23 protein-coding genes are annotated in these 24,035 nt (G+C 53.8%); 19 read left to right on the top strand and 4 right to left on the bottom strand.

All coding sequences use genetic code 11. From position 1 onward, the window contains the following. The first annotated feature begins 14 nt into the window (after window positions 1–14). From MHH28_RS03310 to MHH28_RS03320, 3 genes are all read left to right on the top strand, one after another. Window positions 15–251, top strand: coding sequence for a DUF3892 domain-containing protein (locus tag MHH28_RS03310; RefSeq protein ID WP_405111759.1), 237 nt, complete (start codon window positions 15–17; stop codon window positions 249–251). Between the two features lie 257 nt (window positions 252–508). Next, window positions 509–1,063 carry a copper amine oxidase gene (locus tag MHH28_RS03315; RefSeq protein ID WP_405111762.1) on the top strand — a complete coding sequence of 185 codons (555 nt, stop codon included), beginning with the start codon at window positions 509–511 and terminating at the stop codon, window positions 1,061–1,063. Between the two features lie 83 nt (window positions 1,064–1,146). Beyond that, on the top strand, window positions 1,147–1,470 hold the full coding sequence (locus MHH28_RS03320; RefSeq protein WP_019911532.1) for a DUF1292 domain-containing protein: 324 nt from the start codon (window positions 1,147–1,149) through the stop codon (window positions 1,468–1,470). Window positions 1,471–1,546: 76 nt separating this feature from the next. Here MHH28_RS03320 and MHH28_RS03325 read toward each other — a convergent pair whose 3' ends face one another. Beyond that, the gene (locus MHH28_RS03325; protein ID WP_340754106.1) at window positions 1,547–3,022 is read right to left on the bottom strand and encodes an aminotransferase class I/II-fold pyridoxal phosphate-dependent enzyme; all 1,476 of its coding nucleotides are present in this window, start codon (window positions 3,020–3,022) and stop codon (window positions 1,547–1,549) included. Between the two features lie 145 nt (window positions 3,023–3,167). Here MHH28_RS03325 and MHH28_RS03330 point away from each other — a divergent pair, with 145 nt between their 5' ends. The 4 genes from MHH28_RS03330 to MHH28_RS03345 all read left to right on the top strand — a co-directional run bounded on the left by MHH28_RS03330 (window position 3,168) and on the right by MHH28_RS03345 (window position 7,763). Beyond that, a complete protein-coding gene (locus MHH28_RS03330; protein WP_405111767.1) occupies window positions 3,168–4,457 on the top strand; it encodes an MFS transporter in 1,290 nt (429 codons plus the stop codon). 330 nt (window positions 4,458–4,787) lie between these two features. Continuing rightward, entirely contained in the window at window positions 4,788–5,384 is a 597-nt protein-coding gene (locus MHH28_RS03335; protein WP_405111770.1) for a hypothetical protein, read from the top strand. A gap of 265 nt (window positions 5,385–5,649) precedes the next feature. Next, window positions 5,650–7,062: an NADP-dependent phosphogluconate dehydrogenase gene (gndA, locus tag MHH28_RS03340; RefSeq protein WP_405111773.1), complete on the top strand. Its 1,413-nt coding sequence runs from the start codon at window positions 5,650–5,652 to the stop codon at window positions 7,060–7,062. 194 nt (window positions 7,063–7,256) lie between these two features. Further along, window positions 7,257–7,763, top strand: coding sequence for a shikimate kinase (locus MHH28_RS03345; protein WP_405111775.1), 507 nt, complete (start codon window positions 7,257–7,259; stop codon window positions 7,761–7,763). Between the two features lie 42 nt (window positions 7,764–7,805). On the opposite strand, the gene MHH28_RS03350 is transcribed toward MHH28_RS03345, so the two are convergent. Next, window positions 7,806–8,111: a rhodanese-like domain-containing protein gene (locus tag MHH28_RS03350; protein WP_405111777.1), complete on the bottom strand. Its 306-nt coding sequence runs from the start codon at window positions 8,109–8,111 to the stop codon at window positions 7,806–7,808. Between the two features lie 127 nt (window positions 8,112–8,238). Here MHH28_RS03350 and aroA point away from each other — a divergent pair, with 127 nt between their 5' ends. From aroA to MHH28_RS03390, 8 genes are all read left to right on the top strand, one after another. After that, window positions 8,239–9,531 (top strand): 3-phosphoshikimate 1-carboxyvinyltransferase, encoded by a 1,293-nt coding sequence (aroA, locus tag MHH28_RS03355; RefSeq protein WP_405111780.1) that lies wholly within the window; start codon window positions 8,239–8,241, stop codon window positions 9,529–9,531. Then, window positions 9,528–10,070, top strand: a complete 543-nt coding sequence (locus MHH28_RS03360) for a GNAT family N-acetyltransferase (protein ID WP_405111783.1) — start codon at window positions 9,528–9,530, stop codon at window positions 10,068–10,070. The genes aroA and MHH28_RS03360 overlap by 4 nt, the downstream gene beginning before the upstream one ends. 215 nt (window positions 10,071–10,285) lie before the next feature. Then, complete coding sequence (locus tag MHH28_RS03365) at window positions 10,286–10,720, top strand: CoA-binding protein (RefSeq protein WP_405111786.1); 435 nt, start codon at window positions 10,286–10,288, stop codon at window positions 10,718–10,720. Between the two features lie 256 nt (window positions 10,721–10,976). Further along, window positions 10,977–11,648 carry a hypothetical protein gene (locus MHH28_RS03370; protein WP_405111788.1) on the top strand — a complete coding sequence of 224 codons (672 nt, stop codon included), beginning with the start codon at window positions 10,977–10,979 and terminating at the stop codon, window positions 11,646–11,648. 523 nt (window positions 11,649–12,171) lie between these two features. Further along, on the top strand, window positions 12,172–14,058 hold the full coding sequence (locus tag MHH28_RS03375) for a glucose PTS transporter subunit IIA (RefSeq protein WP_405111791.1): 1,887 nt from the start codon (window positions 12,172–12,174) through the stop codon (window positions 14,056–14,058). After that, complete coding sequence (ptsP, locus tag MHH28_RS03380; protein WP_405111794.1) at window positions 14,055–15,821, top strand: phosphoenolpyruvate--protein phosphotransferase; 1,767 nt, start codon at window positions 14,055–14,057, stop codon at window positions 15,819–15,821. Before MHH28_RS03375 ends, ptsP begins: the two co-directional genes overlap by 4 nt. Before the next feature lie 248 nt (window positions 15,822–16,069). Further along, on the top strand, window positions 16,070–16,594 hold the full coding sequence (locus tag MHH28_RS03385) for an RNA polymerase sigma factor (RefSeq protein WP_405111797.1): 525 nt from the start codon (window positions 16,070–16,072) through the stop codon (window positions 16,592–16,594). 1 nt (window position 16,595) lies between these two features. Further along, window positions 16,596–17,999: a hypothetical protein gene (locus MHH28_RS03390; protein ID WP_405111800.1), complete on the top strand. Its 1,404-nt coding sequence runs from the start codon at window positions 16,596–16,598 to the stop codon at window positions 17,997–17,999. 105 nt (window positions 18,000–18,104) lie between these two features. Here MHH28_RS03390 and MHH28_RS03395 read toward each other — a convergent pair whose 3' ends face one another. After that, window positions 18,105–18,629: a type 1 glutamine amidotransferase domain-containing protein gene (locus MHH28_RS03395; RefSeq protein ID WP_405111802.1), complete on the bottom strand. Its 525-nt coding sequence runs from the start codon at window positions 18,627–18,629 to the stop codon at window positions 18,105–18,107. A 235-nt stretch (window positions 18,630–18,864) separates the two neighbouring features. Here MHH28_RS03395 and MHH28_RS03400 point away from each other — a divergent pair, with 235 nt between their 5' ends. The 3 genes from MHH28_RS03400 to MHH28_RS03410 all read left to right on the top strand — a co-directional run bounded on the left by MHH28_RS03400 (window position 18,865) and on the right by MHH28_RS03410 (window position 21,472). Further along, entirely contained in the window at window positions 18,865–19,302 is a 438-nt protein-coding gene (locus tag MHH28_RS03400) for a hypothetical protein (protein ID WP_405111805.1), read from the top strand. Window positions 19,303–19,620: 318 nt separating this feature from the next. Next, the gene (gene ccpA / locus MHH28_RS03405) at window positions 19,621–20,631 is read left to right on the top strand and encodes a catabolite control protein A (protein WP_405111808.1); all 1,011 of its coding nucleotides are present in this window, start codon (window positions 19,621–19,623) and stop codon (window positions 20,629–20,631) included. Between the two features lie 145 nt (window positions 20,632–20,776). Further along, window positions 20,777–21,472, top strand: a complete 696-nt coding sequence (locus tag MHH28_RS03410) for a 5'-methylthioadenosine/adenosylhomocysteine nucleosidase (protein WP_405111810.1) — start codon at window positions 20,777–20,779, stop codon at window positions 21,470–21,472. A 20-nt stretch (window positions 21,473–21,492) separates the two neighbouring features. Here MHH28_RS03410 and MHH28_RS03415 read toward each other — a convergent pair whose 3' ends face one another. Beyond that, entirely contained in the window at window positions 21,493–22,125 is a 633-nt protein-coding gene (locus tag MHH28_RS03415) for a GNAT family N-acetyltransferase (RefSeq protein WP_405111813.1), read from the bottom strand. 161 nt (window positions 22,126–22,286) lie between these two features. Between MHH28_RS03415 and acsA the strand changes: the two genes are divergently transcribed. Then, on the top strand, window positions 22,287–24,011 hold the full coding sequence (acsA, locus tag MHH28_RS03420) for an acetate--CoA ligase (RefSeq protein WP_405111816.1): 1,725 nt from the start codon (window positions 22,287–22,289) through the stop codon (window positions 24,009–24,011). Window positions 24,012–24,035: the final 24 nt, after the last annotated feature.

Genomic DNA, 24,035 nt, shown 5'->3' on the forward strand with positions numbered 1-24,035 from the left:
GGAGACGATCCTAAGTGATGAATCAAGAACGGGAACGCTTTATTGCCGCCAAACGCAACGGTGACGGAGATTTAACCGGGTTCCAGACCTCCTCCGGGCGTGAGCTGGATTATCAGCAGGCACTTCAGGAGGTTCAGTCCGGGAGCATCGAAGGGGTCAATGTCTTTAAGGGAAAAGACGGCGAAATGTATATCCGCGGCGATGCAGACGGAGATCCTACGAACAATCTGGATCAGCTTCCGCAATTTTAGCCGGGCATAGATAAAAGGGGGAAAGGCCGGACTGGCGTCTTAAGGACGCTGAAGTCCGGCCTTTTCTATGTATCAGGGGAGAGTACGGCTCCTCCGATAATGCTGCGTTGACGGCTGCCGTACAAGCCGAAACCGGTTGCACAAGGGCTTGATTTTCTTTTCTTCTGCAAAAAGAAATAATTCCCTGAATTCTGCGCAACTTGTCGATGGCTTAGCAGTATACATTAACAGCATGAATTATTTGGAGGGGCTTTGCAATGAGATGGAGAAAAATTGCTCTGTGTACGGTTGTGTTTTTCATGATGGGAAGCTCCTATTTGTTCGCGGATGCTGTGAACCAGAAGATCAAGGTATGGAGCAATGGAAAGGAAATAGCCGATGGCGGCTATTTGATTGACGGCAAGACCTATATTCCCGCCAGGGAGGCAGGGGGTGTCGTCAGCTGGGACGGCTCGGGCAGAGTGACGATCCTGAAGCCGAATGTTCATATCGTACTGTTCAAGGGCGACACCGTGTTCGGCAATGTCAATACAGGCAAGCTGAAAATGAAGATTCTGACGCAGGTCGACAGCCTGAAGGACAGCATCGCTGCCGTGAAGGTGGCAATCACCGATCCGGCCGGGAATGTGAAGGATATTCTTGAGGATGCCGGCGGCTCCAAGAACGAGGATTTCTGGTTCTCCACACCGGAATTCACCTATGATTTCAAGGAACCGGGCAAATATAGCGTAGGCTTCTTCATGAAGGCCTCCAAGAGCGGAGATTACATTCTTGTGTCCGAGAAGGTAGTTACAGCTTCATCCAAGAATTAAGTCCCTCCTCTAAATTGACCTGTACTTATCTTACGTGTTACGATACCAAATGTAGGATAAATCAATTAAAGTGAGGTATTTCAATGAGCGATCACAAACATGAGCATGGCCATGAACATGGTGAAGCATGCGGTTGCGGACATGATCACGACCATGAGCACGAGGAGTTTGTGCTGACCTTGACGAACGAGCAGGGCGAAGATGTAGAGATGGTACTGGTGGAAACGTTCGACGTAGGCGAGAAGTTGTACGCCCTCCTGCTTGAGCGCGAGAACCCGGAAGCAGACGGAATCATCCTTCGTATGGAAGAAGAAGACGAAGAAATGGTTCTGTACAACATTGAAGATGAAGCTGAATGGAAAGCTGTTGAAGAAGCTTATAACGAGCTGCTTGCCCAGCAAGAATAGATTTCAGGCATTCATGCAGAACCCCGATACATAATACGTATCGGGGTTTTGCATGTCGTATGCCAGCGGACAAGTCTTAGGAGATTGGCTCTGCTTCGACAATCACTTTTATATTGGTAATGCTGCGGTCCTCGGGTCCTTTGACAGGTAATCCGATTTCTACATGGTCGATGATATAGTCGATATTATCCTGGGTAATAACTTCTCCAGGGAGAAGAATAGGAATACCCGGCGGATACACGTAGATGAATTCTGCAATGATGTAGCCGGCAGACTCCCGGAAGGGGATCAGCTGCGTATCCGCGTAGAAGGCATCTCTCGGGATAAGGGCCAGCTGCGGAATATTCGGCACCTGCACCTTAAGCTCGTAGATCTCACCCTTGCTGTAATGGATCGCTGAGAGCACCTGCAGAGCCGCAAGCAGCTTATCTACAGATTCCTTAGTATCTCCAGGGGTAATCAGGCAAAGAATATTATACATGTCGCTGAGTTCAACTTCGATGTTATACTTCTGCCGGAGCCAGTTCTCGGTCTCGTAGCCGGTAATCCCCAGGTGCCGGACATGAATGTTCAGCTTCGTCGGATCATGATTGAAGGTGGCTTCGGTTCCGAGAATTTCTTTGCCGAAGCTGTACAGTCCCTCGATCTCGTTAATCGAATTGCGGGCATAATTGGACAGGGCAATGGTTCTCGCCGCCATCTCATGGCCGTTCAGGGCAAGGTTGCGTCTGGAGGTATCCAGAGAGGCAAGCAGAATATATGAGGTTGAAGTGGTGGTCAGCATGCTGAGAATGGTCTGCACCCGCTGTGGGTTGACAAGACCCGTCTTGGCATTGAGATTCAGTACCGAGCTCTGCGTCATGGAGCCGCCCAGCTTATGCACGCTGGTTGCTGCCAAGTCTGCACCGGCCTGCATGGCCGATACCGGTAAGTCCTCATGAAAATGAATCAGTACTCCATGTGCCTCGTCCACAAGTACGGGAACCCCGTAACTATGGGCCAGGTCGACAATCGAACGGAGGTCGGCGCATACGCCGAAATACGTCGGATTGATAACGAGGACACCCTTGGCATCCGGATGGCGCCTTAAAGCCCGTTCCAGCGAGCTGGTGGTTATGCCGTGGTCTATCCCAAGATTCTCATCCTGTACAGGAGAGACGAAAATAGGCTTGGCTCCGGAGAAAATAATGGCCGACATCACCGATTTGTGAATATTGCGCGGCACAATAATTTTGTCTCCTTCTGAGCAGACAGAGAGGATCATAGTCATGATGGCATTGCTCGTGCCCTGTACACTGAAATACGTGTAGTCGGCGCCGAAAGCCTCTGCAGCCAGCTTCTGAGCTTCAAGAATAACCCCGGTGGGCTGATGAAGATCATCAAGCGGTGCAATATTGATCAAATCTATGGATAGAGCGTTATCGCCGATAAACTCACGGAATTCGGCATCGGTCCCGAGCCCCTTCTTATGCCCCGGAATATGGAATTGAACTGGATTTCCGGCGGCATGCTTTTTGAGAGCAGTGAAGAGGGGAGTAGCTTGTTGATTCATTTAATGCTGTCACAACCTTTCGCGAAGAGTGGTTTTTTAGGTTTCGCTGAAGCATAAGGCGTCCCCGGAGGGACGGAATACCCATTTCTACTTGAGCAAGCATCAGTATAACAAATCAATCAACATAATACTAGGATGTGATGAAATGTCTGGCAAAGTAGCGCAACGTATGCATATCAGTTTATCCTCACCGTTCATATTGGAAATGTGGATCATTATTTTCCTGGTCGAATTCGTCAAAGGCTCGCTGCTGGTAGCCCTGCTGCCGGTCTATATGGAGAATATTCTGGGCCTCTCCGTCACGGTGGTCGGATTCGCCTTCGCGCTGCAGTATCTGGGGGATAACCTGTTCCGCAGCCCGTTCGGCTGGGTGATGGAGCGGATCGGCTACCGCTGGACGATGACAGGGGCGCTGCTGCTGCTGGTCGTGGCTGTCGGGCTGATTATCTATGCCAAAGATGCCGTAAGCTTGTCTATCGCCTGTCTGATTCTGGGGATTGGCACCTCGCCGCTGTGGCCTTGCACGATGACAGGCATCACCGAGCTGGCGGGCTCAACCAAGAGCGGCAGCAGCGGCGCAGCTATGGGGGCGGTGGAGATGGCTTCCCTGGCCGGAACCGGAGTCGGGCCGATTATCGTCAACTTCATGATGGATCATGGCGGACAGGGCTACCGGACGGTCTTCCTGGTGCTGATGGGCTTCGCTGCCGCCGTTGTAGCCGTGGCGCTGTTCCTGCCTTCGAAGATCGGCGGGCATGCGCCGCGTGTGGTCCGCGAGGTATCGGCAGAGGGGCCGCCGGTACCGCGTAAGCCGGTAAGACCCTTGCAGAGTCTGAAGCGGACCTGGAAGCAGGTGACCTCCTCTCTGAAGGTAAGCCGCCTGCTGTTTCCTGCCTTGTTCCTGCAGGCTTTTGCCATCGGGCTGATGACGCCGGTGGTTACCCTGTTCGCACGCTCAGAGCTGCATGTCACTCCCAACCAGTTCAGCCTGCTGCTGATTGCCGGAGGGGGGATCACTGTACTGACCCTTATACCGGCCGGGAAGCTGGTCGACAAGGTCGGCACCTCCATCTTCCTCAACATCGGCTTCCTGCTGGCAGCCTGCTCCATGGCCTTCTTCTCACAGGTCCGCTGGCTGCCGCTGGCCTTCGTCGCTGTGGCACTAGTCGGGATCAGCTATGCGCTGATTCTTCCGGCGTGGAACGCCTTCCTGGCCAAGCAGGTGCCGGAGGGCGAGCGCGGGACCGTCTGGGGGCTCTTCCTGACCTTGCAGGGCTCTGGCATGGTTGCCGGTCCGGTGGTGTCAGGCAAGCTGTGGGACACCGTCAGCCACGGTGCACCTTTTCTGGCCAGCGCCGGAGTCATGGTTATATTATTCGGTCTGCATCTGCTGATTGTCCGCCGGACAAGGCTGAAGCACGGCAGAGCGCACTGAGCAGAGCAAGCACCGGGTAGTGAGCCCGGGGACGGAGATCAAGAAGCCGCAGACCGCCTGAAAACGAGCGGAATGCGGCTTTTTTGCTGTTTTTGCGTATAATAAGGCTCGTCACTAAGCTCAAAAGCAGCCCCCGGCGTTTGGAAAAGGCCTAAAACGGGTAAAAATAGTCAATAAACCAAGTTACCGCTACATAAGATGAAGTATAAAATAAGTGTAAGCCAAACACTAAATCCACAAGGTTCAAGCGGAGGTCCGGCAGTCTGTTCTGCTCTTAGGTTAGGCCATGAAGCTGACAATGCTCAAATCAAGCCGTTAGGGGGGAGTGCCGTGAACAAGAACGATGAAGTGGAGTATTGTAATCTGGAGCTGCGGTTCGACAGACAGCATATCCAGGATTTAATCAAGGATCTGATCCAGGAAGGCTATTCCCTGTACTGGAGTGAGAACGAGAATGTTTTTCTTATTTCGGTGCGCACCGGCCGCAAGCTTGTGAAGCTGCGCTTCCAGCGGATTAAGGACGGCTTCAAGCTGGTGGGAGATTACATGATCCGTGATGCGCGCCTGTCAGAATGGATGGAGAAGCTGATTGGGGATATGAGAGGTCATGCCGTTGTCAAGCGCTTCCGCGACCGTCAGATTATTATAGAGAATATTTTATTCGGTGAAGTCATCCGCCTAGTGGAGATTTCAGGTTATCAGCAGCGGGTGCTGTACCAGAAGGGGCCGCTGCTGTCGGATCAGGAGCTGACGAAGCTGTTCTACTCCATTGAGGGCGAAGAGCGAATCCGTGACCGCAGGCTTGCGGTGGATGAAGAGCTCGACCGGCTGAGTGAAGCGATGCGTGGCAGCGATACTGATGCAGTGGCGGCCAGCACAGCGAGGCTTGAGCAATTGACCAGGGAGCTGGCAGCGCTGGAGTGGTAGGGTGCGAAGTGAATACAGGCGGTTAAGGGCATCCCAACGCGGGGTGTCCTTTTATTGAGCCTTTCTTGAGGACGGGGGTTCACTTCTGCGGACAAAACCGTTAAAATAGTCATTGTGAGCAATTTCCCTGATGGATCGAAGTTTGTCAATGAAATTGATCTCTCTTTCGCAGGCAGAACTTTGCTGTCTCTGACAAAGGGTGGTATTCTTATACTGCGAGAAATGGATTTCACAAAAATACAGGGTGCAAAGGGTGGAGAACCAGATGTCAAAACAACAAATCGGCGTTATTGGCTTGGCGGTAATGGGCAAAAATTTGGCTCTTAACATCGAGAGCAAAGGCTTCAGCGTATCCGTGTTTAACCGTTCCCCGGAGAAGACACATGATCTGGTCGCAGAAGCAGCAGGCAAGAACCTGGTGGGCACGTTCTCCGTTGAAGAGTTCGTACAATCACTGGAAGTACCGCGCAAGATTCTGATCATGGTTCAGGCTGGCCAGGCAACCGATGCCACCATTGAGCAGCTTCTGCCTTACTTGGATCAGGGTGATATCATCATCGATGGCGGTAATGCTTATTTCCCTGACACGGTACGCCGCAGCAAATATCTTGAAGACAAAGGCTTCCGCTTCGTCGGTACCGGTGTGTCCGGCGGTGAAGAAGGCGCGCTCAAGGGACCTTCCATTATGCCAGGCGGTCAAGAAAGCGCATATAAGCTGGTTGAACCTATTCTTACGGCGATTTCAGCTCACGTGGGCGGAGAGCCTTGCTGTACATATATCGGGCCGGACGGTGCAGGACACTATGTGAAAATGGTGCATAACGGCATCGAGTACGGTGACATGCAGCTGATCGGCGAAGCCTACCACCTGCTCAAGGACGTCCTGGGTCTGGATGCCAAGGAGCTGCACAGCACCTTCGCAGAGTGGAACAACGGCGAGCTGGACAGCTATCTGATCGAGATCACGAAGGATATCTTCGCCCAGTATGACGAAGAGACCGGCAAGCCGATGGTTGATGTTATCCTTGACGCAGCCGGACAAAAGGGTACCGGCAAGTGGACAAGCCAAAGCTCGCTGGATCTCGGCGTGCCGCTGTCCATGATTACCGAATCCGTCTTCTCCCGCTTCCTGTCGGCGATGAAGGAAGAACGCGTTGAAGCCAGCAAAGTGCTTAGCGGACCTCCTGCGGTAGCCTTCGACGGCGACAAGGCAGAATTCATCGAGAACGTGCGCAAGGCATTGTTCGCCAGCAAGATCGTATCGTATGCCCAGGGCTTCGCCCAGCTGCGTGTAGCTTCTGACGAATACGGCTGGGATCTGAAATACGGCGAGCTGGCCAAGATCTGGCGCGGCGGCTGCATCATCCGTTCCCGGTTCCTGCAGAACATCACAGATGCTTATGCTAATAATGCAGACCTGAAGAACCTGCTGCTTGATCCGTTCTTCAAGAATGTTATGGATAACTACCAGTCGGCTTGGCGCAAAGTTATCGCTTCGGCTGTAACTCTGGGCATTCCGGTTCCGGGATTCGCCAGCGCTCTTGCATATTACGACAGCTATCGTACAGAACGTCTTCCGGCGAACCTGCTGCAGGCGCAGCGCGATTACTTCGGCGCCCACACCTTCAAGCGTGTGGACAAAGAAGGCGTGTTTCACCACAACTGGCTGGCAGAATAACAGGCAGCCGCTTCGCTTCATGCTCAGGAACCCGAGATGCTTTCCGCTTCATGCGGAGGGCTTTCGGGTTTTTTGCATGGATGAGGCAGGGCAGGCGGCAGGCACAGCCGTCTTCAAATTGGAGGCCGCCCGGCATTGTGCAAACTTTTCACCCTGTGTTATGATATGACAAATGTCGCGGCTTGGAGGTAGTTATGAACGATCGAAATATCATTCTCGTCGGGATGATGGCTACTGGGAAATCGACAGTAGGCGCCATTCTGGCCGGGGAGCTTGACTATGAATTGATAGATCTGGATGCAGTGATTACCGGAAGAGAGGGCCGCAGCATTGCGGATATCTTCGCAGAAGGCGGAGAGCAGGCGTTCCGGAGCATTGAATCAGCGGTCCTCCAGGAGATGCTGCAGGGAGAACGCAGAGTGATCTCTACAGGCGGGGGGGCGGTACTTGCGCCCGGGAATGCCGAGCTTATGCTGGAGCATGGATTCGTTGTGGCGCTTACAGCCTCCGAGGAGACGATTATTGAACGGGTCAGCGGGGATGAGAACCGGCCGCTGCTCGCCGGCAATGCCGAAGAACGGATACGCTCCATTATGGAACAGCGCAGGGAGGCTTACCGTTTCGCACATTGCACGGTCGATACAACGGAGCTGAATGTGGCCGAGGTCTCGCAATACATTTTACTGCGTTACCGCGCTTGAGCTTTTATGTGTGTTGGCGCTTAAGCTTCAGGATGAAGTTCATTACGCTTCCGTTTCGTCCCACTCAATCATGCCGCCGCTCAGGTTCGAGCCCTTAATGCCGAATTGCTGCAAATATTCACAGACACGCTGGCTGCGGCCGCCGGAGCGGCATATGAAGATGATCTCCGTATCAGCTGGAAGCTCCTCCGTCTGCTGCGGAATCTGGCCCATCGGGATATGCTGCGCACCGGGAATCATGCCGAAGGCAACCTCATCGTCTTCACGGACGTCGATCAGCAGAAGTTCTTCACCGGATGCGAGTCGCTTACGCAGCTCCTGCGGTGTAATTTGCGGAATCTCATTCATGGTAGTACCCTCTTTTCTGTTCGAATATTTATGGACTGGCTTCACGCAATGATAACACAACTGCGGATTACCCTGTCAAACAGGACCGTACATACAGACTACTATATTATGAAGGAGCGCTTATACTATGGACGTTATTGTTAGGCCTACGCCGACGCTGCAAGGAGAATTTGGAGCCCTGTCCTCCAAAAACTATACGACTCGCTATCTGCTGGTAGCCGCCCTCTCTGAAGGTGTCAGCACGATCTATCATCCCGCACACAGCGAGGACAGCGACGCCATCCGCAGATGCATCGCCGATCTCGGCGCAGTTCTGACCGAGGATGATGAGAAAATCGTAGTGCAAGGATTCGGGCGTCATCCCCGTAATGTCAAGGAGCTTAATGTCGGGAATGCCGGTGCAGTACTACGGTTCCTGATGGCGGTGGCTGCGCTCAGCCCGGAGGTTACCTTCGTGAATACGTACCCGGATTCCCTCGGCAAACGGCCGCATGATGATCTGATCCAGGCGCTGGGTCAGCTCGGCGTCGAGGTGGAGCATAACCAGGGCAGGCTGCCGATCACGATCCGCGGCGGCAAGCCGCAGGGTGGACGGATTACCGTCTCCGGCGCTGTCAGCTCGCAGTATCTGAGCGCACTCTTATTCCTGACTCCGCTGCTTGAAGAAGACAGTGAGATCATCGTGCTGGATGATCTGAAATCCAAGGTCGTCATCGGCCAGACGCTGGAGGTCATGGAGCAGGCCGGAATTATCGTGCATGCGGCGGACGATTATATGTCCTTCCGGGTGCCGGGCCGCCAGGCTTATGCAGCCAAGTCCTACACGGTTCAAGGGGATTATCCGGGGTCAGCCGCAGTGCTTGCTGCCGCAGCGGTGACGAAATCGGATGTGACCATTCACCGGCTGGCTGAGAGAAGCAAGCAGGGGGAGCGGGCCATTGTCGATGTGCTGCGGATGATGGAGGTGCCGCTCACCCATGAGAACGGTTCGGTGCATGTGCAGGGGAACGGCATCCTGAAGGCGGTGGAATTCGACGGGGATGCGGCAACCGATGCTGTGCTGGCGATGGTGGCCGCAGCCGTATTCGCTGAAGGGACCTCGCGCTTCTACAATGTAGAGAATCTGCGCTACAAGGAATGCGACCGCATCACAGATTACCTGGCCGAGCTGACCCGTGCCGGTGCGAAGGTTGAAGAACGCCGGGACGAGATTATTGTGCATGGCACACCCGAAGGGGTGGAGGGCGGGGTAACCATTAATGCCCACTATGACCACCGTGTGATCATGGCGCTTACTGTAGTTGGCCTGCGTGCCCGCCAGCCGCTGCGCATCAAGGATGCCCACCATGTGGCGAAGTCTTATCCGCAGTATTTCGATCACTTGCGTTCGCTGGGTGCAGATGTGGAATGGGTGGAGTGAGAACTTTAGATTCATTAAGTATCACACCTCTTGCTCCGAAGGACATCCCTTCCGTATCGAAGCTGTTCAAGGTGACGATCGCCGACGCCTTCGAACGGGAAGGAATGGGTCACCTGCAGGCAGACATCCGGCAGGAGATCGCAGCCAAGATACAGATGGCCAATGCTGCGTTGAATCCGCAGGATACGGATGTGTATTTCTGGCTGGCCAGAAGCGGCGGAGTGGTTATCGGCACTGTTTCTTATGCGCCTTGCGGAGAGGACATACGGAACTGCACCGATAACCGCCTATCGGCTGTCGGTGAGCTGGGAAGCTTGTATGTCCTGCCTGAATTTCAGGGACAGGGTGTAGGCTCAGCTTTAATTGAGGAGGTCATGGTCTTTCTCAGAAAGCGGGGAATTTCCGGATTCTGCCTGGACAGCGGATATAAGCGGGCGCAGGACAGATGGCTGCGGAAGTTCGGAACGCCCTATGCAGCAGTTAAGGATTATTGGGGGCCGGATTCTGTTCATATGGTGTGGCTGTGTACTGTGAACTGAAAATGCCGCTTCACAGCAGGCATATAACTACAAAGTGTATAATCCTTACCTTAGTGAGATGAACAATACAGCTGGATCATGCGGACGGTCCGGATTTGGAACTTTTCCTGATGCGCGGTATGATGTAGTTGTAGCTGAATCTGGTATGTGCCGTGGGCTAAGCAGCCTTGTGCTGAGGATACCACGGGCACGATCAACGGGAAGGGGTAATACACATGAGCTTTGAGAACCCAAGCAGGGATCAAATTGGAGACATACTGGCGGCGGCAGGCAATATTGCCGTAGTAGGCCTATCGGACAAAACAGACCGCACCTCTTATATGGTCGCAGGCGCGATGCAGAGCCGGGGGTACCGGATCATTCCGGTCAACCCGTCAGTGGACGGGGAGATCCTGGGCGAGAAGTGTTATCACACCCTGGCGGAGATTCCTGAGCCGGTGGATATTGTAAATGTGTTCCGCCGCAGTGAATACTGCGCGGCTGTTGCGCAGGAGGCGGCTGATATCGGGGCGCGTGTTCTCTGGCTGCAGCAAGGGATCATTAGTCAAGAGGCGGCGGACATCGCCGCTGCGAATGATATGATCGCAATCATGGACCGCTGCATCAAGGTGGAGGAAGCGATCACGATGAAGGGCCGGAACCGGGGCTAAGGATTTTATAGTAGAGGCTTTGAGATAAGGGCTTTAGGGTAAGAGCTTCGAGGGAAGAGCTTCAAGGGAAGAATCTTAGGAACTCCGGCTTCCGCAGGTATACCAGCCAGGCTGTCACAACCGGCAGCGCTGCTCATACAGAAGAATAGATTGAAGGCTTAGCTATTTGTTATAATTAACGCAGACGAAGAACGTCCTTTATCCGCTCATGGCGGGAAAGGGCGTTTTTTGTATTTTGCGGGAGGGGGAGATAGAGGTGGAATTTGATCAGGCACACGGCAGCTTCATTGAAGCACATACGAATGGGAGGACGGGTGAACGGCGGGGGCGGCTGCTGCGCGGACATAACTATGCGGAGAAGCTGTTTTTGCTGAATGTATGGTGGCCGCTATTCGAATCACTGGAGCATTTGCACCCTGAATATGAGGTGTACGATTGGAACCGGAAGTCGCAGTTTCTGGATTTTGCCTTTCTGCCGCAGAACGGAACCCGCTTTGGGATTGAGTGTGACGGCTATCAGAGCCATATCAAGGATATGGACCGGGAGAAGTTCAACTATGCGCTGAACCGGGATACCTTCCTGACAGCCATGGGCTGGAAAATGCTGCACTTCTCGTTCGACGACATCCAGCAGCGCCCTGAAGTCTGCCGGATGCTGCTGCAGCTGGCGCTGGCGCCGTATTTGGCGCGGAGCAGAGTTGCCGGAGAACATCTGTTGTCTGGAGAAAAAGATGTGTTACGTTTAGCCTGGCAGATGGGCAGAGCACTTCGTCCTAAGGATGTAACGGATTATTTCGAGATTAACTTTAGAACGGCACGCAAACTGTTGAACGCTCTGAGCGAGAAAGGACTGCTTCAGCCTGTCGGTGGCGGGAGAGGGATAAGATCCTATGAACTGAGGCCTATGCATCAGGATCAAAGTTGGTGAGAAGACGGGACATCATTGTTTAAAAGGCTTTGAATAGTCGCAGCCGCACCAGTGTGAATGTATTTTGTACATTAGAATTTAGTCAAAACCCGCGATTTCGAGCTTCTGTTGCTTTTTATACAGTAGAATTTTGATTTATGGTTGGTTATGATGTAATTCTGAGATTTCTAATGTACGAAATACAATAGATCGTGGATATGAGCGGAATTTCGGCCAATCTGTTGTATAAAATACAATCACCGCTCTATTGGTAGGCTGTCTATGCCCATGCTACACTTTAGCGGGTGCGAAGGGTGCGAAGGGTGCGAAGGGTGCGAAGGGTGCGAAGGGTGCGAAGGGTGCGAAGGGTGCGAAGGGTGCGAAGGGTGCGAAGGGTGCGAAGGGTGCGAAGGGTGCGAAGGGTGCGAAGGCGCGAAGGTGCCGTCTTCGTAGCGCGCTTCACCTCCGGTTCATCCCCAGATTCTTTTGACAAAAACTGTTGCAGCGCTTACCATTCAATATAGAAAGAAAGGAGAGGGTCGCCTTGAATTGGCTCGGATCTTTGCAGCAGTTGGGCAGAGCCATTATGCTTCCTACCATGGTGCTTCCGGCTGCAGCCATCCTGCTGAGTCTGGGCAGTCTGCCGTGGTCTGCATGGGGACTTTCTTCGGTATCCGAAGTGACGACGTACGCGGGGCAAGGAATATTCTATTTCATGCCTTATTTGTTTGCTGTCGGTGTGGCGTGGGGGTTGTCCAATCAGGCCGGACCGGCCGGACTGGCCGCACTCGCCGGGATGTTCACTTATGACCGGATTGTTTCCAACATGGGAGACGGGGCTGTACAGCCTGCAACATTAATTGGAATTATCCTTGGGATTGTAGCCGGTGTAGCGCATAACCGGTTTAAGAATATCAAGCTGCCGGAGGCGATCCAGTTTTTTGGAGGGTCGCGTTTTGTTCTGCTGTTCATGGGCTTATTCTCGGCGCTGTTCGCCTGGGTGATGCTCGGAGTGTCCCCGCTCCTGCAGGAGCTGCTCAATGAGCTGTTCAGGGTGGTGCAGGTAACCGGCGGGTATGGTGTGTTTGTCTACGGGGTGCTGTACAGGGTGCTGACGGCCTTCGGCCTGCACCATATCCTGAATAATGTATTCTGGTTCCAGCTGGGCTCCTTCACGACGCCTGACGGCAGTGCGGTCGTGCAGGGGGATTTGCCGCGCTTTTTTGCCGGCGACCCTACAGCGGGTGTGTTCATGGCCGGGCTGTTCCCGATCATGATGTTCGCCCTGCCCGCAATTGCCTTTGCGATCATTCAGGAAGCGCGCGAGGACCTCAAGCCCAAGATCAAGAAGACTTTTTTGCGTGCAGCGTTGGTGTGCTTCCTGACCGGCGTGTCGGAGCAGATTGAATTTGCCTTCCTGTTCGCGTCGCCGTATTTGTTTGCACTGCATGTGGTCATGTCCGGGCTGGCGATGGTGCTGACCTATTCGCTCGGGATTCATCACGGCTTCTCCTATTCCGCCGGGACCATCGACTTCTTCCTCAACATGCATCTGTCCCAGCGGGCCTGGCTGCTGATTCCGATCGGAATCGGCTACGGCATTGTCTACTATAATGTGTTCCGCTGGGCGATCCGCCGGTTCCAGATTCCTACGCCGGGCCGTGAAGAGGGCTCGGAGCTGGGCGACTGGGCAGGCAATATCCCGTATCAGGCTCCGCTGATTCTGGAGGCGCTGGGCGGCAAGGAGAATATTGTGCAGGTACAGGCCTGCATCACCCGGCTGAGATTAACGGTCCATAATGACCGCTTCATCGATACAGGGGCGCTTAAGGGGCTGGGCTCTGCAGGCATTATCAAGCTGGGCGGCGGCAACGTGCAGGTCGTCTTCGGGACGTATTCGGAGCTGATCCGCGAGGAGATCGATAAGCTGATGCTGCGCGATCTGCCGCAGGTGCTGTTCAGCTCGCCGATTCAGGGCCGGATGATGCCGATTGAAGAAGTGCCGGACCATATTTTTGCCGCGAAGCTGGTGGGAGATGGAGTGGCCTTTGTCCCGGACAAAGGAGAGCTGGTCTCGCCTGTATTCGGCAAGGTGATGCACGTATACCCTACGATGCACGCAGTGGGCATTGCTACGCCCGAAGGGCTGGAGGTGCTCATGCATATCGGGATCGATACTTCGCAGCTTAAAGGGCCGTTTGAGGCGCTTGTACAGGAAGGTGACAGTGTGGAGCCGGGGCAGCTGCTGGTCAAGTTCGATCTGGCCTTCCTGAAGGAGCATGCGGCTTCGCTGGCGACACCGATGGTCATCACCAACCCGGACCGGGTCAAATCCTGGAGCTACGCGCCATTCAAAAACGTGAAAAAGGGGCAGTCTTCCGTCATGTCCGTGGTACTACATGAAAGCAATGTTGGAGGGATCGAAGCATGATACAAGGCATAGGCGCTGCAGCAGGTGTTGCCATCGGGAAGGCCTTTGTCTTGCCGAACTGGGAATGGAGTCTGCCGGACACCCAGGTGAATCCGGTGGATCTGGCCAAGGAGTTCGAACGGTTGTACGAAGGCATCCGGACCTCCAAGGACGAGATCGAATTTATCAAAAAAGAATTCCGTGAGGTCGTTGGACCGGAGGAATCGAGTATTTTCGATGCCCATCTGGCGATCCTGGATGATCCGGTGTTCATGAGCGAAATCCGTGGCATTATCGAACGCCAATACAAAGCGGCCGAGGTAGCGGTCAAGGAAGCAATCGACCACTTTGTAGCGATGTTCGATCTGCTGGACGATGAATATATGAAGGAACGGGCCGTGGATATCAAGGATGTCGGCAACCGCCTATTGAAGCATCTGCTGGGTGCGCCGGAAGTTACACTACCGTCCGATACCCAGCCGTACATTCTTGTGGCGAAGGAGCTGTCTCCCTCCCAGCTGGCCCACTTGAATCCGGCGTATGTGCTGGGCATCGTGACGATGATGGGCGGCAAAACCTCGCATTCCTCCATCATGGCCCGCGCGCTCGGCATTCCGCTGGTGGCTGGCCTGGAGAACAAGCTCCTGACCCCGATCCAGACCGGGGATATGCTGGTACTTGATGGCGAGACCGGGACGGTTATGCTTCATCCAGATGAAGCGACACTGGATGACTTCTACACCAGACGGGCGAAGCAGCAGCGGAAGCGGGAGCAGCTGGAGCTGCTTGCTACTGTCGAAGCGGTGACGAAGGACGGTGTATCGCTGCGGCTGGCAGGCAATATCAGTTCCGTGAAGGAGCTGAACATCGCGCTGAAATACGGGGCCGAGGGAGTCGGGCTTTTCCGCACCGAATTCCTGTATATGGACCGCAGCTCCTTCCCGACTGAAGATGAGCAATTCGAAGTCTATAAGCTGGTCGCGGAAAAAGTCGGCAAGGAGTCCGTGGTCATCCGTACGCTTGATATCGGGGGGGACAAGCACCTGGATTACTTCCAGCTGCCGGAGGAGCAGAACCCGTTCCTCGGCTACCGGGCCATCCGGATCAGCCTGGACCGCAAGGACATGTTCAAAACGCAAATATCGGCGATTCTGCGGGCCAGTCATTACGGCAATGTCAGAATGATGTTCCCGATGATCTCCTCTGTAGAGGAGGTGCAGGCGGCCAAAGCGGTGCTGAACGAAGTGAAGAGCGAGCTGGACAGCCAGGGTGTGCCGTATAACCGCGAGATAAAGGTGGGGATAATGATCGAGGTTCCCGCCGCAGTGATGATAGCCGACCTGTTGGCGGAAGAAGTGGACTTCTTCAGTATCGGCACGAATGACTTGGTGCAGTATGTACTGGCGGTGGACCGGATGAATGAGCAGATTGCCCATATGTATCATCCCTATCACCCGGGAGTGCTGCGCATGATCCGCATGACGGTGGATGCGGCACACAGCGCGGGCATCGACGTCAGTGTCTGCGGCGAGATGGCCGCGGACGAGCGTTCACTCCCGCTCTGGCTGGAGCTTGGGATCAGCGTGCTGAGCATGTCACCGCAGGCCCTGCTGAAGGTGAAGCACCGCACGCTGAACACGCTGGCCTCCGAGGCCAGGGAGATCGCGAAGCTCTGCTTCCGCAACCGGACCAGCACGGAGACAGAGGCGCAGCTCACTGCTTATGTTGGGCGCAGCGGATTCCCGCTGGGGGCCGGCGGAGATCCCAAAGGGAAGATGTCATAGCCGTGGAACGGCCGAACATTAAGGGCTTACAAGACAAATAGAAAGAATACCCATATATAGTCCGGTGTGAGGGTCCAGGGGGCCATACACACCGGGCTTTTTGCTGTAGAGGGAAGCGCAATCATCCACTACTGGGCTGCTGCTTCATTCACGGGCAACAGCTTCATTCTGCAAAAAGTAAAACCGTTTGGACTACTGGACAGTCAGTATATACAGAAGTCAAAAAAGAAGGGGGAGACTAAGCCTCGATGGAACATACATGGGAAGGCGAGCGGGTGAGCCACTTGAATGATCAAGAGCAGCTGTTTATCGGACGGGTACTGGAACAGAAGAAAATACTCTACAGCATTGCGTACAGTTACTTGCGCAGCGAGGCGGAGGCACTTGAAATGGTTCAGGAAACTACATACCGGGCCTGGGCCAAGCGCGGGAGCCTGAAGGACAAGGAACGGTTTGCACCCTGGCTGACCCGGATTCTGATCAACTGCTGCAAGGATGAACTGAAGCGCAGGAAGCGGATGGCGGCTCCAGTGCCGGAACAGGCGGGCGGCGGACTGCAGGAGATGACCAGCGACCGCAAGCTGGATATGGAGCAGGCCCTGGAAGCGGTGAAGCCGAAATACCGCCAGGTGCTTGTGCTGAAGTATTACCGGGATATGACGCTGACGGAAATTGCCGAAGTGCTGGGCAAGCCGGAAGGAACGGTCAAGACCTGGCTGAACAAAGGACTCAAGCAGTTGCGAGACAAAATGAGAATTAAAGGGGGACTATAGCATGGTCAGAACTGAAGAGGAACTGCTGAAGGAGTACTATCACAGTCTGTCGGCAGAGGCGGAAGAGGTCGCAGAGCTGAAGCTTAATACGGCAATCCGCAGAGGGATCACCCGTTCACGCAGAAGCTCTATGTCACTCAGGAAGCGCTATGCTCTGGGTATAGCGGCTGTGCTGGCCTTTGTGCTGCTGTTCTCCTTTCCATGGGCAGGCAGGATGTTGAAGCCCCAAGGGGCTGTCATGCATACGGGAGCTATGAACCAGAATAATTTGAAATTTGAAAAGTACCTTACAAACGTATGGAGCAACACCACCGTATCCTCAGCCGTTGATGCAGGATTAGTACAGCGGATCAGCGGGGTTACGGCGGAGCAGAACGGATTGGTCCTGACCGTAGATGGAATTGCTGCAGACCGGAAGGGAATTATCCTTCTGTATTCATTACAGAATAATACGAACAAGAACGTTGCTGTGAATTCTATGCAGCTTACAGGAAGTAGCATGAACTCACTGCATTCGTCCCGGGGGCCAGGTGTGTCGAATACTCCGAACAGTATAACCTATGGTTATGAAGTAAGGCAGTGGGAGAGCGATTACAGCTCGCTTCCGGATCAGATTAAGTTTGAGCTGGAGCTTGGTGAGAATAAGCAGTTCACCTCTGCTTCGGCAGACGCCCCCCCCACCAAGCTGTCTGTAGCCATTCCGCTGGACCGGAATCAGATGGCCAAGGCAGGGGAAACCATACGTGTTGACCAAACACTGTCGATAGACGGCCAGGAACTCGGAATTAATGAAGTCTATCTTGCCGCCTCGGGCATTTATCTGGACTACACCAGCAACCCGCAGAACTCCAAACAAATCTTCTCCATGTATAAACCGCGTTTGTTGGCAGGTAGCGGCAATGACTATACGCTTCTGGAATTACGCTCCGCCAGCTTTACAGACAGTAAGAGCAGACTGATTTTTGCGAACGACAGCCGTTTGAACCAGTCGCTCCAGCTGCAAATTAGTGGAATTATGGCGCTGGATAAGAAGGCAACCCAATTAGTGATTGATACGGACAAGCAACAAATCATCAAGGCTCCCGATCAAACTCTGCAAATGTCCGTGCACAACACGGAGAAGGGCTCCACGATGGTTTTGGAATATGATACTGAAGCCCAGAGTAACTCGATCTACAATACATTGATGCTGGGTCAAACATTTACCGATGGAGCAGGTACAGTCCATGCGGCATACAAGTTTGACATTGATATTCCGCAGCGCACCGAGCAGGGGAATGGGAAGTCAATCCCTGTTCTGTACTATCAAGGTCTGGGCAGCAATAAATACCCGCAGCCGCTGACATTCATCCTTGAGGCCTACCCAGCCCTGATTAAAGAGAAGCTGTCCGTCCCTATCCGCTAATCCCCCTTTAAAAGCAGCAAGAAGCCCTGAACCCTGTCGGCAGACAGGTCAGGGCTTCTTGGTTAGTTTGTTGCGTTGCTTGAATTATTCCAGGTCCGCTTCAGCTTATACTCCTGCCAGCGCATCACAGAACGCTTTGCCGTAAGGCGGCAGGTCCGGCGGACGGCGGGCGGAGATGATATGGCCGTCAGTGACGACAGGCTCATCCTTCCAGATGGCCCCGGCATTCTCCATATCGTCACGGATGCCCGGGGTGGAGGTGACGGTGACGCCTTCGAGAATTTTGGCGGAGATCAGGACCCACCCGGCATGGCAGATCTGCCCAATCGGCTTCTTCGCGGTATTGAAATCCTGCACCAGCTTCAGCACTGCGTCGTACCGGCGGATTTTGTCGGGTGCCCAGCCTCCGGGAACAAGGATGCCGTCATAATCGGCAGCCTTCAGCTCGTCCCAGCTATATTCAGCGGTGGCGGGTACGCCATATTTGCCGACATACGTCTTGCCCTTCGTGAGGCCTGCCAAATGAACCTCAGCCCCTTCCTCACGAACGCGGTATACGGGATACCACAGCTCCAAGTCTTCGAATTCATCGTCTACAAGCGCAATGACTTTTTTACCGGTCAGTCTCATTGCTTACAGCTCCCTTCAGCATTAACTTCCTGAGTTCTATGTCATTCTATCAAAAGAGAAACTTGAAGTCACTTTTCAATATGGGAATTCTTAATACTATTGCCAATTTAAACATGATATGCAAACTGGCAGGGATTCAGGGGAATGAAGTCGAATACTAGATTAGGGAAAAGGCAGAACTATGCCTTTTTTAAAAGATCATTCTGAGGTGTGGGAGATGTATAAGGAACAATTAATGAAGAAGTCTTGTGGCTGCGGCGGGATCATGACCATACATATGCATACACTGATTTATAGTGCGAAGATCAAAATTACTCATGTCCCTGTATATACCTGCGGGCAATGCGCCCGTTATGAGCCCCTGCCGGTTATTAAGCGCGACCTGGGTCAGCTGATCAAGGAGCTTGGAGAACGTCCCCCGGGCAAGCTGAACCTTTCCTTTGCGGACCGCAATGAGTGGGCCAGTGTGCTGAAGGATACATTGGCTGCGGGCCTGTTTGCCGGCGGGATGCCGGAACTGGAGGAGTCCATCCGTAAGGCTATGCAGAGCCGTATTGATCTGCTGCTGGATGTATACCGCACGGCGGCGGATCTGTCCGACCGGAAGTGGATGGAAGAGATCGGTCTCCGGCTCTCCCAGCTGACGGCTCATTCGGCAGAAAGTGCCAAATAAAGAGCATTTTTTGACATTTTGAAAAAAAACCTGCAAAAACAATGAAAAAGTTTCAACGAATGTTGGATTTTTCACGCGCTTTTTGATACGATAGAGAAAGCATACAGAATTCTTGAAATTTTAAGGGCTTTCAACTGGAAGCTATTGGAGAATCAGGAATTGGCGGAAGGCGTCAAAGCCGCGCCAGGACTGGCGTTTCAACCTTTGAAAGAAATTTTGAAAGGAAAATGAAGCGTTATCATTGCACAATTGTACAAAGTGTCGTATCATAATTTTAATTAGTCGAACGATAAAATTTATCGCAATGGAGAGAGTAATTTGACGGTAACCATTTACGATGTAGCTCGAGAAGCAGGCGTATCTATGGCTACGGTATCACGGGTTGTGAATAATAACCCCAACGTGAAACCGCAGACCCGGAAGAAGGTTTTTGAAGCGATTGAGCGTTTGGGCTATCGTCCGAATGCTGTGGCGAGAGGTCTCGCCAGCAAGAAAACGACAACCGTAGGGGTTGTTATCCCTGATATCTCAAACTCGATTTTTGCGGAAATTGCACGCGGGATTGAAGATATTGCCAATATGTATCACTACAACATTATTCTCTGTAACGCAGACAAGCGCAAAGAGAAAGAAATTCGTGTCATTAACACCTTGCTGGAGAAGCAGGTGGACGGGCTGCTGTTCATGGGCGGAACGGTTACGGAAGAGCATATTCAGGCTTTCCAGACCTCTGCTGTGCCAATCGTTCTCTGTGCGACCCGCGATGAGAAGGGGACGTATCCTTCTGTCGATATCGACCATGAGACGGCTGCATTCGATGCAGTGAATACACTAATCCGCCACGGTCACCGTGAGATTGCAATGATCAGCGGCACGCTGCAGGACCCTGCGAACGGCTATGCCCGGTTCCACGGCTACAAGAAGGCGCTGGAAGCGGCAGGTATCGAGTATCAGGAGGATCTGGTGCGCATCGGTAACTATCGTTACGAATCCGGTGTCGAAGCCATGAAGTACTTCCTGGGTCTGAAGAAGAAGCCGACAGCGGTCTTTGCCGCTACCGATGAGATGGCGATTGGTGCCATTCACAGCATTCAGGATGAAGGTCTCAAGGTACCGGATGATTTCTCGATTATCAGTGTAGACAATATCCGTATGGCTTCAATGGTTCGTCCGCTCCTCACCACTGTAGCGCAGCCAATGTATGATCTTGGTGCTGTAGCGATGAGACTGCTGACGAAGCTGATGAAGAAGGAGACGGTTGAGAATCCGCGGGTTATTTTGCCGCATGAGACCATTCTCCGGTTGTCTGTCAACCATGTCAACAAGTAAGATCTATACGTCCAGCATGAATAGATTTCATAAGAAGCTCCTTCGGGGGCTTTTTATGTTTCGGGTTAATGAACATCGGGAGGGAGAGCTGTCTCCCGCTATACATAGTGTAATATCAGACAAGCTACAAATGGAGGGGAATTCAATGAGTGAGGTTCTGGGCCTGATCGGCGCCATGGATGAAGAAATCAAGCTGCTGCTGGAAGAGATGGAGAATCCGCAGACAACGGTGAAGGCGGGGATTAGCTTTTATGCAGGCACAGTGTTCGGGAAATCGGCTGTAGTCTGCAAATCAGGGGTCGGTAAGGTGAACGCCGCAGTAACCACACAGATTCTCCTGGATAGCTTCTGCGTTAAGCGGGTGCTGTTCACCGGAGTGGCAGGGGCGCTGCATCCAGAGCTCAACATTGGAGATATTGTCATTTCGTCATCCTGCATTCAGCATGATATGGATGCTACAGCCCTGGGGTATGCCAGAGGTGTGATTCCTTATCAGGAGACCTCCGCCTTCCAGGCAGATCCGGTACTGGTGAAGCTGGCCGAAGAGGCCTGTCGAGAGCTGCAGCAGAAGTCTGTGACGGGCATTGTGCTGTCCGGGGATCAATTCATTGCCAGCAGGGCGTCTGTAGCTATGCTGCGTGAGCAGCTGGACGGGGCCTGTGCTGAGATGGAGGGAGCGGCGGTTGCCCAGGTCTGTCATATGAACGGGACGCCCTTTGTAATCGTACGTTCCATGTCGGACAAAGCAGACGGCTCAGCCCATGTGAATTACAGTGAGTTCACCGTGACGGCCTCGCAGCATTCGCATGCCATTCTAGAACATATGCTTAAGGCCATGTAATCCATGGGCAATACCTCCGGTTAATACATGAACCGCTGTCTGAAGCGCACCCGGTCGAAGGTCTCGCGGGAGGACAGCGGTACAGCCTGGCCCATACGGACCATCAGGCAATTGGCCGGGTGCGAGCAGATCTCCGGGTCATCGGTGGCATACCACACCATATCTACCGTCTTCATCAGCTTCTCCATCATCTGGCGGTACTCCCATACGGTAAGGCCGCTCCCCTTGAGGTCCCAGTGCCAATAATATTCAGTTGTGAATACGATGCAGTTCTCCAGTTGTCCCTTCTCAAAAGCGCTCGAAACCAGCAGCTTCGCAAGGCCGCTCCCGCGATACTCGTCAGCCACTTCGATGGCTCCCAGCTCGATCAGATCTTCCATCCCGCCCTGAGACCATAGCTCCAGCTCATCCGGGTAATGAAAAGTGACATACCCCACAATAACATCTGAGACCACTGCCGCCACGATACGTCCCTCAGGTAAGCCGGATATCTCTATCAAAGCTTCAAGCTGCTCCTGGGGCTTGCGGAAGGCATCCAGATCACGGTGCATGCTTAGCGTCTGAAGCGCGCCCGGGGATAGGGGTCCACGGACAGAAATCAGCCGGCCTTGGTGCTCTAGAGTATGAGATACAGGGATTTTATGGTGCTCCATGCTTGGCCTCCCTCCGGTTCACTATAATATGGAATGTAACCGTTTGCTGTGGTATACTGATTCCGACACGGAATATTCACAAATGAAACATTGACAGCAATTCATAGAATCAGATGGTTACTCTTAAAGCTTAAAGCAAACCAGTAGGGGAGGCAAGAGCAATGGGGCAAGTCCACAACGAAATTTTGCCGGGCCGGGTAACACATTCGAACATGGAGGATTATTCCCGGGCAGTTGATGAATTCCGGTGGGAGGATGTCGAGCGCAGCTTCTCCTGGCATGGGACCGGCAAGGTGAATATGGCGCATGAAGCCATAGACCGTCATGTGCAGGAGGGTCGGGGGGGCGCTACGGCGCTGATCTACAGCGACGCAGTGCGCGAGGAGCGGTACACCTTCGCCGACTTGCGGGAACGCTCGAATAAGTTCGGGAATGTGCTCCGTAAATACGGAATCGGCAAGGGCGACCGGGTGTTCATCTTCATGCCGCGTACGCCGGAGCTGTACTTCAGCCTGCTTGGCATTCTGAAGACGGGAGCGGTGGCAGGTCCGCTGTTCGAGGCGTTCATGGAGACGGCGGTGAAAGACCGCCTGGAGGATAGCGGAGCGGTGGCGCTGGTGACTACACCGGAGCTGCTGCACCGGGTGAAGCGTGAGCAGCTTCCCGGGCTGCGGCATATCTTTGTGGTCGGAGCCGCAGCGGACGAGGAATCCGGGCTGCTGAGCTATGAAGCGGAGATGGCTGAAGCCTCTGCCGAGCTGGAACCGGAATGGCTGAGCCTGGAGGACGGTCTGATTATGCATTACACCTCCGGTTCCACCGGGAAGCCCAAAGGCATCTACCATGTGCAGAGAGCCATGATCCAGCACTATTATACAGGCAAGGTGGTGCTGGATCTGCGGCCGGACGATGTGTACTGGTGCACCGCCGATCCGGGGTGGGTGACCGGGACCTCTTATGGAATCTTTGCTCCCTGGCTCAACGGGGTAGCGAATGTGGTCCGGGGAGGCCGCTTCAGCCCGCAGGACTGGTATAAGACGATTGAGCGCTTCGGTGTAACGGTATGGTACAGTGCGCCTACGGCATTCCGGATGCTGATGGGTGCAGGCAAGGAGAGCCTGGAGGCGGTTGACCTCAGCAGTCTGCGTCATGTGCTGTCTGTCGGCGAGCCGCTGAACCCGGAGGTCGTTCGCTGGGGAGACAAATTCTATCACCAGCGGATTCATGATACGTGGTGGATGACGGAGACGGGGGCACAGCTCATCTGCAACTACCCGGGAATGGACATCAAGCCCGGCTCCATGGGGCGGCCGCTGCCCGGGATTGAAGCCGCTATTCTGGATGACCGCGGCAATGTGCTGCCGCCGTATGCCATGGGCAATCTGGCTATCCGCACACCCTGGCCGTCCATGATGGGTAAGGTGTGGAATAACCAGGCCAAGTATGATGAGTACTTCAGAATTGAAGGCTGGTATATCTCCGGGGATTCGGCGTACATGGATGAAGACGGTTATTTCTGGTTTCAGGGCCGGATTGATGATGTGATTAATTCCTCCGGGGAACGGATCGGACCCTTCGAGGTCGAGAGCAAGCTGGTGGAGCATCCGGCTGTTGCGGAAGCGGGGGTAATCGGCAAGCCGGATGTCATGCGCGGAGAGATCATCAAAGCCTTCATCTCGCTGCGCGACGGATACACTCCGACCACGGAGCTGAAGGAAGAGATCGCGGCATTTGTCAAAGCAGGCCTGTCTGCCCATGCTGCACCGCGTGAGATCGAGTTCAAGGATAAGCTGCCCAAGACCCGGTCCGGCAAAATTATGCGCCGTGTACTGAAGGCCTGGGAGCTGCATCTTCCGGAAGGCGATTTGTCGACCATCGAGGATTGAGCGGCAGATCTGCAGCTGCTGCAA

Origin of the sequence: Paenibacillus sp. FSL K6-1217 (assembly GCF_045040735.1) — a bacterium.
Classification (GTDB): domain Bacteria; phylum Bacillota; class Bacilli; order Paenibacillales; family Paenibacillaceae; genus Paenibacillus_AQ.